A 12,493-nucleotide genomic window follows, 5' to 3' on the forward strand; every position below is an offset into this window, starting at 1 on the left:
GAAAATAAAATATGTCATAATTTATTCAATCAAACGACTCATTAGTCATGCTATACTAGGTGTTGATTATACTAAAAAAAGTTGAAGAAAGGAGCTATATAAATGAAGAAAAAAATATTCTTTATCCTGATTGCTCTTATAACTGTATTAGTTGCCTGCTCCAATAATGAAGCGGATACAGCAGAAAAGGATGATGATACGGATTCACAGGAATTATCTGTCCTGGAAGTAGATTTTGATGTACCAGAGCATGTTGAAGTTGGGGAAACAATTGATTTAACAGCGCATGTCAGCTTTGAGGATGAGCCTGTTGAAGATGCACATGAGGTTTTATTTGAGGTATGGACACAAGGCCATGCTGATGACAGTGTTAAATTAGAGGGAGTCCATCAGGAGAACGGTACATATACTGCAAGCTTTACCTTTGAAGAGGAAGCTGTCTATGAAATGTATGCACATACAACAGCAAGAGAAATGCATATCATGCCTTTAGAAACGGTTATTGCCGGCGATGCAGAACCATCTGAAGAAGATGCCCATGACGAAATGGACCACGAGCATCATGAACATGGTGATGATGGAGATGAGCATGGTGAGCACCAAGGGCATGACGATGATGAAGATGAGTAAAACAGTTTTATAAACAGACAGAGCTGACATGTATTCCTTTCTGATCTAAAATTCGTTATACTATGTACGTAGAAATGGAAGCTTAAATGAGGTGATATGCTTTGATTCAAGTGTATACCGATGGAGCCACAAACGTGAACACTGAAAAAAGCGGCGCCGGTATTTATATAAAATCAGGAGAAAAGAAACTGGAATATGCAGTTCCTTTACCTTATATGCCAAATCATGAAGCTGAATTTCATGCCATTATAGAAGCATTAAAAATCTGCAAAGCAAATTTTCCTGGAGAAATCCTATCTTTCCGGACAGACTCTAAAGTAGCAGCAGAAGTAATTGATAAAGGCCGAACAAAGAACAAACAATTTCTTCCTTTACTTGAAGTTATACAGTCTGAAGCAGCAGAATTTCCTTTTTTATTTATCAAATGGATACCTGAAAAAGAAAACGGCAAAGCAGATCAATTAGCAAGAGCAGCAATCTATCAGCAATAATGCTTATATATACACAGGGTACGGGAGGAAATAAAAATGAATAAAATACCGTTAAAAGAACAAAGTATTGTATTAATCGGTTTTATGGGGGTTGGAAAAACAACGATTGGTCAGGCGGTTGCTCAAAAGTTATATCGTGACTTTATCGATATTGATGAAGTAATTGAACGCAGATTCCAGATGCCTCCAAAAGATATTTTTGCTAAGTATGGGGAAGCTGTCTTTCGCCAGCACGAAAAAGAGATCATTTCTGAAATGTGCCATAAAAAATTAAAGGTAATTTCCTTAGGCGGCGGGGCATTTCTACAAAAAGAAATTCAGGATATCTGTCTTGCAACCACTACTATTTTCTTCCTCGACTTAACCTGGGACAAATGGAAGGACCGGATTGGGTTACTGATAGACAGCCGCCCTGTTTTGCAAGGAAAAAATATGGATGAAATTAAACAGCTTTTTGATGATCGGCAGCCAATTTATGAGCAGCATCATTCACGTGTATTAACAGATGACCAGGAAGTAGAAGAAGTAGCTGATTATATCGTAGATTCTTTAAAATTAGCCTGGGAGCTTTATGCTTGATTGGAAAATCAAGAAAAAGCATATCTATTTACAGGTAAGTAGTTAACCTTAGTAGATATGCTTTTTTGCTTTAATCAGACAACTGCATCTGTTTTCATGTTTAAGATATCCTTCACACTGTTCAATGTGTAATGAGGCTTATAAGGTGTCGTTTCCACCATGCATTTATCTGTTATACCTGTCAAAACCAAAATAGAATTCATACCATAATCATTTCCCATTTTCACATCTGTTTCCAATCTATCCCCTACCATAAAACATCTTTCTGACGGCAGTTTTAAAATATCTTCTACAATAAATTTAGCTGCTAATAAAGAAGGCTTGCCAAGTATAATTTCTATTTTTTCTCCGGTTGCTCCTTCCATTGCTCCAATCATTGCCCCGCAATCTGGTATTTGGCCTCCGCGCATTGGACAAGTGCGATCCGGATTAGTAGCTACCACGACTGCCCCATTCCTCCATGCCTGAAAAGCACGATTTAATTTATCATAACTGAATTTTCTATCCCAGCCCAGCACAACATATTTTACTTCTTCCGGATTATCAGATACTTCAATACCCTGTTTTTTTATTTCATTAATTAATGGCTGTTCTCCAATAACCATGACCTTTTCTGTTTGCTGTAATTGAGATTTTAAATATCTGGCTGTCAGTATATTAGAATTAATGACATTTTCATTTGTTACTTCAACTCCAAGTTTATTTAATTTGTTTACATAGGTCTCTGTTGTTTCAATCGACTTATTTGTCAGAAAAACAACTTCATCTCCTCTTTCACGTAAAGCCTTAATCGTCTCGCTTGCCCCTTCAATAATTTTCTCTTCTAAATAAATCGTACCGTCTAAATCAAAAATGTATCCCCGTTTCACCCTGTTGTCCTCCTTGTTGTTTTATAATTGCTTGGTGTATTTATTACCATCGCCAATCTGTAAAGCTTCAGGCAATAAGAACTTCAGGAACAAGCTCTTATTATCTTTTTATGAAGAGAGAGGCGCTTTCACAACCTGTATATGTCTATTATTCTCTCTGACTCATAAACAATTATATAACTGAATATTCAGTAAAATAAAAATTGTATAATGCCTTTTCTTTATAAAAATTGACACTTAGCAAGCTATAAATAGCTTTTAAGAGTATGCCATATTTTTTATCCGGGATTTATTTCTAAAGATTAAAACCCCGGACAAAGCATTTAAAACTTAACTCTTTTTCTCACTTCTATTTGTAAGTTTTTCTGCAATCAGCTGGAATATAACTACTATGACAACAAGAACAATTGACATCGCTGCCGCGGAATAGTATTCTGCCCGCATTACATTTTGAAAGATTGCCAGACTCATTGGGGCCCAGCTTGCCGGCGCCATCAGAATTGATATACTTGTCTCTTTAATAACAGTTACAAAAACTAATATCGATCCTGCCGCGATACCAGGAAGCATCAATGGTCCAACAACTGTCAATAAAGCGGTGAAGGTAGAGGCGCCTAGATTTATGGCTGCTTCTTCAATATCGGCTTTAATGGATTTCATCGTACTCATCGTAGACCGGACCATATATGGCAATCTTCGCATTGCATACGCGACAATTAAAATAAATGCTGTTCCTGTAAGCTGTAAAGGTGCTGTATTAAATGTCTGAATCAACGCAATACCAACAGCAATTCCCGGAACAATCAACGGTACTGTCGTTACAAAATCAAGCGCTGTTGATTTATGTCTTACAACAAAGTAAGCTACTGCCGCTGATACGACAACACTTATTACCAGAGCCCCCAGCGCCAGCACAATACTGTTTTGAATGTTCCCAAGGGAGGATGTGAAAATAGTCTGGTAATGAGATAACGTGTAACCGCTTGGCAGAAGATCCTTTCCCCAAGTAGTTGCAATCGACTGTAAAAATACAGTAAGTACGGATAATAGTGGAACGATAATAACGAAAGCTGAAAATACGAACAAAGGAACAGTCAGCATTTTATTATCGCTGAGTTTGACTTGTTTTGGTTTTCCAGATACAGAACCGTAATTCATATTTTTAGTGAAATAGTTTTGCAGCCAGTAAGCAAGTCCCGCAATAGCAATCATGACAACAGTCAAGATTGCGGCACCTCCCCAGTTAAAGAATCCGGAAATTTCTCTGTATGCTTCTACAACAATCAGGTTTAAATCACTTGGCGCCAGAATAATCGGTGTTCCAAAATCAGAAAAGCTGACCGCAAAGATAACCAGTGCTGTAGAAAGCATTCCTGGTATTACCAGAGGCATAGTTACCGTTGAAAAAGTAAGCCAGCTCTTTGCTCCCATATTTCTGGATGCTTCCTCAAGCGATATATCACTTACTTTAAATGCGGCAACCATTGGCCATAATGCATAAGGGAAAAAGAAAAATATTTGTACAATTGCTATACCTGTCATCGAATATGGATCAATAAAAAGCCCTTCTCCGCCCAAATACTGATAGATTTGTGTAACCCATCCGGATCTTCCGAACATAATGATAAAAGAATATCCAGAAATAAAAGTCGGTACAACTAATGGGATAGTGCATAATGCGCTGATTGTTTTCTTAAAAGGCATCTTCGTTCTTGCAATCCCATAAGCAATCGGAATACAAATTAACATAACCACGAGTGATACCGTTATTGCCAAATACAAACTATTCTTCAAGGAAGTAAAATAAGTTGTATTTTGAAAAATAGCAGTAAAATTATCTAAAGTAGCATTTTTAAACTGATTGATGGTCGTTTGCAGCGTGTCCATGCTTATTAATGAACCAAATATATTGATAGGCTCATTCGTAAAACTCACCAGGAAGATAGATAGTAAAGGAATAATTAAGAATAATAGAAAGAAAGCATAGACAAGTATTTTTAATATCCCAAGACCGTTAAAATTATCTTTTAATTTCTTCATAACAGCAAAACCCTTTCAGGATCTACAATAACTTTGATTTCTGATCCTTTTGTAAAAATCTTATCTCCTGATTCAAATACAGTATCCACCAGCAGATTATGTTCCCCAACTTTAATATCATACCTTACAGTCGAGCCCAAATAGGTTGCTACTTCTACTGTACCTTCAAAATAATTGTCCCTCGTACTTTCGTGTTTATCCTTTACAATTAAATTCTCAGGTCTGATTACAAGCTGTACATCTTCAAGCTCTGTATCCATTGAAGACTGAATTTCATAATCACCGACTCTTACATAGGTCAGATTATTTTCCTTTTTTATTACTTTTCCAGGAAGTATATTAGAAGTACCGACAAAATCTGCAATAAAAGGTGTTTTCGGATTACTATACAAATCTGTAGGTGTTCCAATTTGGAGAATTTCTCCGCCGCTCATTACAGCAACGCGATCCGCCATACTCATTGCTTCTTCCTGATCATGCGTTACAAAAATCGTTGTAATTTTCAATTCCTGTTGAATTCTTCTAATTGTATTTCTCATAGTATGTCTCAACTTTTGATCCAGGTTGGACAGAGGTTCATCCATCAATAGAACCTGAGGCTCCATCACAAGCGCCCTGGCTAATGCAACCCGCTGCTGCTGCCCGCCCGAGAGTTCACCTGTCAGCTTTTTAGCATGATCCTGCAGCTCAACATACTCTATAATACTATTTACTTTTTCCTCAATATCTTTTGGATATTTGACTATTTTACTATTGAGCATTCGGATATATACCCCGATTTTTTTAAACATATTACTATCTCTTAAACGCTTGATATTCAAGCTGTACGCAATATTATCAAAAACATTCATATGCGGAAACAGCGCATAACTTTGGAATACCATTCCGCAGTTTCTTTGATGGGGAGAAATTTTATTTACTATCTTTTCGCCAATTTTTATCTCTCCGCTTGTAGGTGTTTCAAATCCGGCAATACAACGCATGGTTGTTGTTTTCCCGCATCCAGAGGGGCCAAGAAGGGCAAAAAATTCGCCCTCTTGGATATCTAATTCAATATTCTTAAGCACGTCTGTTCCAGAAAAATTCTTTGTAAGCTGCTTTACAACAACAGAGCCCATAAAACCATCCCTTTACTGTATATTCGTATTCCATTCGCTTCTGATTCGGTCATAGTTCTCATTTACCCAATCAATGTCCAGGTCAATTGCATGCTCCTGCACAGTTTCTAAAGAAATCGGTGTTTGTGATTCAACATCCGGATTAATTGGTATATGATTCCATGAAGCTAAAATCTCCTGTGCTTCATCACTCAGCATAAAATCCATAAATTGCTTGCCGCCATCCGGGTTAGGACCATCTTTAACCAATGTAACCGGGTTTACTAATACTGGCGTTTCTTCAGGGACAATAAAATCAACGTCTTCACCGTTTTCTTTTAGCTCATATGCCATAAAATCAAAACCGATTGCTATTTCAGCTTCTCCCATAGCGACCCCTTTTGTCGGGCTGGAGCCTGAATCCGGAATAGAATTCGCGTAATCCGTCAGCTTTTGGAAATATTCCCAGCCTTCTTCTTCTCCATGCTGCATCATGTAGCTTAGTACCATCAATGTTGATGTACCAGAAGCGGCAGGGTTTGGAAATTGAATTTTGCCTTCCCATTTAGGATCTAATAAATCTTCCCATGTTTTTGGTGCTTCCTCTTCAGAAACCAATTCTGTATTGTAAGCAAAACCAAGTACAAAAATCTCTGTACCTACATAATAATCATCCTGGTGTTTCATTTTGATACCGTTTTCAGTAACTTCCCAATCCTCTGCTGCTTCCGGAATATATTGCGTAATAATATCCTTATCTACAGCTGTTTCAAAAGGCAGAATCCCTCCTCCGCCATACCAGACATCAGCCTGTGGATTACCTTGCTCGGCTATCATTTGATTCACAAGTACATTTGTTCCTGCATAATTAACGTTTACCGGGGTCCCATGTACTTCTTCAAATTTAGCAGCTAATTCATTCGTTAAATCAGGTGTTTCAGGGGAATAAAGTGTAATTGCTCCTCCGCTGCCGGAATCACCGTCTCCTCCAGTATCATCACCAGCACAAGCTGCAAGTAAACTAATTAAAACAATAAATAATACCCCTATAACTAATTGCCCTTTTTTACCTCTCATATCTTTCTCCTCCTTTTTGTTTGAAATAACCCAAAAAAATAGGAGATGATAAGAAATTGGACACACCTCTCCTCCGAAAGGTAATTATCCAACTCTATCTTCTCCTATTTCTATATAGAGTTATTTAATTATTGACACAAGTATAGCAAACGCTTTCAATATTGTAAAGAAAAAATCACAATTTTGTGAACAAATATTTACAAAACTAGTCTAAGACCGCGAAAATCAGCAGTTTTATTCTCTTTTTCAACCAAAAGACTCTATGGTTTATCTATCTGCAGAGTCTTTTGGTTAGTTTATATCAAATATCAATATTCCACAATTTAGGATCACTTGAAGAAATAGCTAAAGCTCCTGCCTCTAACCCTTCCAGGATCTCCTTTTCTTTGCTGATCAATCCTCCAGCTATAATTGGGAGTTTCGTTGTCCTTGTTAATTCGTCTATGACGCTTGGCATAAGTCCAGGTAATATTTCAATAGCATCAGGCTGGTATTGATCTGCCATCTCAATTCCTTTTTTCATAGCATTTTTATCAATTAAAAAGATTCTTTGAACTGTCATTAACCCTTCTTCTTTTGCATATTTAATCAGGCTGTTTCTTGTAGTAATAATTCCTTTGGGCTGCCACACTTTTGCAATATACTTTAGTGCATTTTTTGAATTAGAAAGACCCTCAATAAAATCTATATGTAAAAAAGTTTGCTTCCCAGCCTTTTTAAGTACATCTAGATAATCAGAAGTCGTAAGTAAATCTCCCGTTAATAAAAACACAACATTTGAATTTGAAGCAGCAGCCAATTCTAAATGTTCCGGTGATTTCACAGAAGCAATAACTTGTGACTCTACAATATTAACTATTTTTTCCATCAATATCCTCCTTGAAATATTTTCCAATAATAGAATCTTAATTAATCTATCTAAAAGATAGTTTTTAAAGCCCTTATGTCTTGACAGCTTTTGGGTAGTGAAAGTTTATATAACAGAGTGTGCAAAAGATAACATTTCATGGAGAAACAACTGTAAAGTGATACTTCAGCCTTGAGGAACGATTTTTCCGCAGATAGGGAATTAGGTTATATCCTGCAAAATGCTCGCTTGTAGGGGATTATAAAAAGGAAAACTTCTCATCCCGTCAAAGATGCCTAAGACTAGTGAAATGTGGGATAACATATACAAAATAACTTAACTTAAAATTTTTTATTATTTTCGAAATTCTACCTTGAGTTTATTTTACCATAAACTACACCCTGTAGGAATGACTAAACAGTTAATTTCACAGTATTTACAAGATATTTCGGATTTATGATAAACATAATTTTATCATTTCATAAAGAAATAATTTCCGGTAAAATGTTTTATAAATTAATCATATTTATAAGAACTATTTAAAACATTTCACATAGAAATAGAAAATAGCAAAAAAAAGAGGCTGGGACATAACTAGCCAAAAATAATGAAAAGATGGATTTCACATTGGGTTTTGATGTGAAATCCATCTTTTTTGAAATCATTTATAAGTAGATACATAAAAAAGCAGCTAGAGGCAGTGTATCTTCTCAGATTCACTGCCATTAAGGCGAATCCCAATTCATTATCCACTTTGGATTTTCCTCGTACAGAGAAACGAGTGAAACCCAAATTAGCCTTCAAAAATCCAAAGAAAGGCTCCACATCTATCTTACGTTTTCCGTAAAGCTTGCCCATTTCTTCATCTGAAAGCTGTTCTCGTATCATTTTCTTTTGTGCTTCCCATTTTTCATTATAAAATATTTTCCGATGGTTACCTTCCTTTGCCTTGGTACATTGCTCTCGCAAAGGACAGCCTGTACAATCTTCACATTCATAGACCTTAAATTGTCGCTGGTAACCATACTTGTCTGTGCGTTTGGAGTTATAGCGATAAGTAACAGCTTGACCATTTGGACAAGTAAAGGCATCTATTTCGGCATCATAATCCCAGTTAGCGGTGTTAAAGGGATTATTTTTATATTTTTTCTTCTTCTCTTTGCGGTACATACTATAGGTAATCAAGGCAGTTCGTAACCGGTTCAGGGTGACATCTTCTATATTCTGTTCACTTCCATAAGCCGCATCAGCTACGAGGACATCAGGCAACGCAAAATAATCCTTTTCAATACGATCTAAAAAAGGAATCAGCGTTCGTGTATCGGTAGGGTTCGGAAAAATATCATAGGCTAATGCGTAACGTCCTTCTGTTGCCAATTGCACATTATAAGCAGCTTTCAACTGTCCGTTCTTCATATGGTCATCTTTCAATCGCATAAAGGTTGCGTCGTGATCCGTCTTGGAATAGCTGTTACGTTCTTCTAAAATCTCCAAGGCTTCTTCATATTTTTCTTGACGACAGATGAAATCGTGCACCTGTTTTAAGGCTTGTTTTGGCTGCTTTCGTTCCGAACGCAGGGCTTTTCGGTCTTGTGCTTTTTCAATCGATTCGATTTGTTTCGTATACGTTTGGACTGACTTATCCAAATTCGCTGCCATCTGTTGAAGTTCTTGCGTCGATAGAGCTTCCGGGTTTTCCCGGTTGATTTCTGGAATAATTTCTTTTTCCACTAATTCTTCATAGAGGGCATGGGACTTCTCTACAAGTTTCGTTTGATAACGCTCGATCGATTTTCGCCAGACAAAGGTGAATTTATTGGCATTGGCTTCAATTTTGGTCCCGTCAATAAAGATAGCCTCCGCATCGATCAACTCTTTTTCCACCAGCTGACAACGAAATTGGACGAAGCACTGACGCAATAGTTCTTTTACTTCTGGATTCACACGAAAACGGTTGATAGTACGGTAACTCGGCTCATATCCTTGCGCAAGCCACATCATTCGCACACTATCTTTTAATAATGCTTCGATTTTTCGGCCAGAGAACACCGACTGGGTATAAGCACATAAAATAATTTTCATCATCATACGCGGGTGATAGGCGGGACAGCCTGTTTGACGGGTAAAACCGGTGAAAGCTTCTTCTGGAATCTGTTCGATAAATTCATGGATGGTATAAGCAATATCATTTTCTTGTAATTTCATCTCGAAATCTAATGGCAAAACGACTTGATTTACGTTATAATATTTAAACATAAGGATACCTCGATTCTGTTTTTGTAGTGGTACTTTAACTTTATCAGAAGGTATCCTTTTTTTGTACGTTTATTTCATTTTTTAATCAAATTAAAAAAGTGACTTCCTACTTAAAATCATAGTAGAAAGTCACTTTTTCTATTTTTACTGGCTTTTGTCCCAGCCTCTTTTTTTTACTTTTTTTTTTACACTTCAATTATTGTTTGCGTTCAAAGATATCATCAATTAAGCCGTATTCTTTGGACTGTTCTGCAGTCATAAAGTTATCACGCTCTGTATCATGTTCAATAACTTCTAATGGCTGTCCGGTGTTTTCAGACATGATACGGTTCATACGTTTTTTAATTTCAATAATTCTTCTTGCATGAATCTCAATGTCTGTTGCCTGACCTTGTGTACCACCTAATGGCTGGTGAATCATGATCTCACTGTTCGGCAAAGCAAAACGTTTACCCTTTTCACCAGCGTTAAGCAGGAATGCTCCCATAGAAGCTGCCATACCAATGCAGATTGTAGATACATCTGATTTAATAAAATTCATTGTATCAAAAATTGCCATTCCGGCTGTAATAGATCCGCCAGGAGAATTAATGTATAAAGAGATATCTTTTCCTGGATCTTCTGCTTCTAAGAATAATAGCTGTGCTACAATAGAGTTGGCGACATTGTCATCAATACCGCTGCCAAGTAAAATAATCCGGTCCTTCAATAAACGGGAATAAATATCGTATGCGCGTTCACCACGGTTTGTTTGTTCAATAACTGTAGGTACTAAATTCATTATAAATCCTCCTTGAATAGCCAGTTAACATGGCTGATGATTTAATTACTATAGTTAATATGATAGCTCATTGGTCAATAAAGGTCAAACAAAAAGATTCTCCAAATTTCTACTTTAACCAGTTTTCCCGATTTTATGTTTGTTAAACCTAAGAAATTTTATCAAATAAAGAAAAAGGACTTGTCTCAGAAGGAATTCGTATGTATAATTAAGGTTGTGTTTTTAATAAAACAATACGCGCCCATAGCTCAGCTGGATAGAGCACTGGTTTCCGGTACCAGGTTTGCCGGGGGTTCGAATCCCTCTGGGCGCGCTACTAGAAAAATGAAATGCAATGATAACTCCCTCTTAAGTTTGAGTAAAGATTACCCGCCCTTAAGAGGGAGTTTTTAAATAGGCATAGATTTGCTATTTATTATAAACTTAACATTAGCTCAATCATACTTTCTCGCGAACAAGGCTTGTTAAATATTCCATTGCCTCTTCTTCGTCTTCACCTTCGATAATAAGCTTAATTTCTTCCCCTTTTGTCAAAGCTAAGCTCATCAGTCCCATAATGCTTTTCGCATTCACTTTTTTATCATCATTCTCTAAAAATATGTGTGAATCAAATCGATTGGCCTCTTGTACAAAATAGGCAGCTGGTCTTGCCTGCAATCCTGAATCTAATTCAATCTTCACCGTTTTCTCAATCAACAAATCCACTCTCCTGTCTTAAGTAAACGCCTCCATTTTTTTGCAATGCAGAGAAAGCTCTGCATTTATTTTTTGGCGATGTTCCATGATATTTATTGCATTATATCATATTCTCCGGATGCTAGCATTAATTACCAAGCTGCAGCTCTCCACGTTTAATTTTTTCTGCGAATTCATCAATCTTCTTCAATCGATGATTCACGCCTGATTTAGAAATTGTCCCGCTGGAAACGAGTTCTCCCAATTCCTTTAATGAAACTTCTTCATACTGAACCCGCAGCTTAGCCATCTCTTGCAATTTCTCAGGTAATTGTTCCAGTCCGACTGTTCGTTCAATCAATTTAATATTTTCAATTTGACGGAATGCCGCACCAATGGTTTTATTTAAGTTCGCTGTTTCACAATTTACTAACCTGTTCACAGAGTTCCGCATATCACGGACAATACGGACATCTTCAAATTTCAATAATGCTTGATGTGCTCCGATAATACTTAAAAAAGCAGTAATCCTTTCTGCTTCCTTCATATATACGATATGTCCGTTTTTACGTTCCAATGTTCTTGCATGCAAGTCGTATCCATTCAATAATGTTTTTAACGCTTCTGCATGTTCTTCATAATAATTGAAAATCTCTAAATGATAAGAAGATGTTTCCGGATTATTCATCGAACCGCCAGCCAGAAACGCTCCACGTAAATATGATTTGCGGCAGCACTCTTTATCTAAGTATTTCTCTGAAATAGTCCGGATAATTTGATATTGATTTTCGATTAAATCCAAATCCTTTAATAAAGACTGGACACCGTTTTTCATACGGACAATATAAACATTATTTTTTTTCAGCTTCATTTTTTTACGGACAAGCAGTTCTACCGGTAATGTATAATTTTGCTTAATTAATGTGTAAATACGCCTTGCAATTGCTGCATTCTCCGTCTGCACATCCAGTGCATAACCTTGCTTTGATATAGAAATAACGCCATTCATTCGAACTAATGCAGCTAACTCAGCAAACTGGCAGCAGGAATCCGATTGAATCGCGGTTAGTTCTTTTTTAATATCTGATGCGAAGGACATAGTATCACACTCCTTCCCTTTTCAACACGCACATAAAGCAAAACTTCATTCC

Annotated in this window: 12 protein-coding genes and 1 tRNA gene; 4 read left to right on the forward strand and 9 right to left on the reverse strand. The window is 36.8% G+C overall.

The window, feature by feature from the left end; translation table 11 throughout:
* The first annotated feature begins 102 nt into the window (after positions 1-102).
* From MHH51_RS17385 to MHH51_RS17395, 3 genes are all read left to right on the forward strand, one after another.
* Positions 103-630: a FixH family protein gene (locus MHH51_RS17385; protein ID WP_156984881.1), complete on the forward strand. Its 528-nt coding sequence runs from the start codon at positions 103-105 to the stop codon at positions 628-630.
* 110 nt (positions 631-740) lie between these two features.
* Positions 741-1,121 (forward strand): ribonuclease HI family protein, encoded by a 381-nt coding sequence (locus MHH51_RS17390; RefSeq protein WP_339286317.1) that lies wholly within the window; start codon positions 741-743, stop codon positions 1,119-1,121.
* A gap of 36 nt (positions 1,122-1,157) precedes the next feature.
* A complete protein-coding gene (locus MHH51_RS17395) occupies positions 1,158-1,700 on the forward strand; it encodes a shikimate kinase (RefSeq protein WP_147210262.1) in 543 nt (180 codons plus the stop codon).
* A 74-nt stretch (positions 1,701-1,774) separates the two neighbouring features.
* Here MHH51_RS17395 and MHH51_RS17400 read toward each other — a convergent pair whose 3' ends face one another.
* From MHH51_RS17400 to clpP, 7 genes are all read right to left on the reverse strand, one after another.
* Positions 1,775-2,569: an HAD-IIA family hydrolase gene (locus MHH51_RS17400; RefSeq protein WP_339282656.1), complete on the reverse strand. Its 795-nt coding sequence runs from the start codon at positions 2,567-2,569 to the stop codon at positions 1,775-1,777.
* Between the two features lie 330 nt (positions 2,570-2,899).
* Complete coding sequence (locus MHH51_RS17405) at positions 2,900-4,609, reverse strand: iron ABC transporter permease (RefSeq protein ID WP_339282657.1); 1,710 nt, start codon at positions 4,607-4,609, stop codon at positions 2,900-2,902.
* Positions 4,606-5,727, reverse strand: a complete 1,122-nt coding sequence (locus tag MHH51_RS17410) for an ABC transporter ATP-binding protein (RefSeq protein WP_339282659.1) — start codon at positions 5,725-5,727, stop codon at positions 4,606-4,608. Before MHH51_RS17410 ends, MHH51_RS17405 begins: the two co-directional genes overlap by 4 nt.
* A gap of 12 nt (positions 5,728-5,739) precedes the next feature.
* Positions 5,740-6,783, reverse strand: a complete 1,044-nt coding sequence (locus MHH51_RS17415; protein WP_339282661.1) for an extracellular solute-binding protein — start codon at positions 6,781-6,783, stop codon at positions 5,740-5,742.
* A 301-nt stretch (positions 6,784-7,084) separates the two neighbouring features.
* Positions 7,085-7,651 (reverse strand): glycerol-3-phosphate responsive antiterminator, encoded by a 567-nt coding sequence (locus MHH51_RS17420; protein ID WP_147210257.1) that lies wholly within the window; start codon positions 7,649-7,651, stop codon positions 7,085-7,087.
* Positions 7,652-8,224: 573 nt separating this feature from the next.
* Entirely contained in the window at positions 8,225-9,886 is a 1,662-nt protein-coding gene (locus MHH51_RS17425) for an IS1182 family transposase (protein WP_339282663.1), read from the reverse strand.
* A gap of 196 nt (positions 9,887-10,082) precedes the next feature.
* Complete coding sequence (clpP, locus tag MHH51_RS17430) at positions 10,083-10,667, reverse strand: ATP-dependent Clp endopeptidase proteolytic subunit ClpP (protein WP_077601969.1); 585 nt, start codon at positions 10,665-10,667, stop codon at positions 10,083-10,085.
* Between the two features lie 237 nt (positions 10,668-10,904).
* Here clpP and MHH51_RS17435 point away from each other — a divergent pair.
* Positions 10,905-10,980: transfer RNA gene (locus MHH51_RS17435), tRNA-Arg, on the forward strand.
* 125 nt (positions 10,981-11,105) lie between these two features.
* Here the strand turns inward: MHH51_RS17435 and MHH51_RS17440 are convergent.
* Positions 11,106-11,363, reverse strand: a complete 258-nt coding sequence (locus MHH51_RS17440) for an HPr family phosphocarrier protein (protein WP_147210204.1) — start codon at positions 11,361-11,363, stop codon at positions 11,106-11,108.
* A gap of 127 nt (positions 11,364-11,490) precedes the next feature.
* Entirely contained in the window at positions 11,491-12,441 is a 951-nt protein-coding gene (whiA, locus tag MHH51_RS17445; protein ID WP_147210203.1) for a DNA-binding protein WhiA, read from the reverse strand.
* Positions 12,442-12,493 lie beyond the last annotated feature (52 nt).

This window comes from Oceanobacillus sp. FSL K6-3682, from assembly GCF_037976165.1.
Lineage (GTDB): Bacteria > Bacillota > Bacilli > Bacillales > Amphibacillaceae > Oceanobacillus > Oceanobacillus sojae.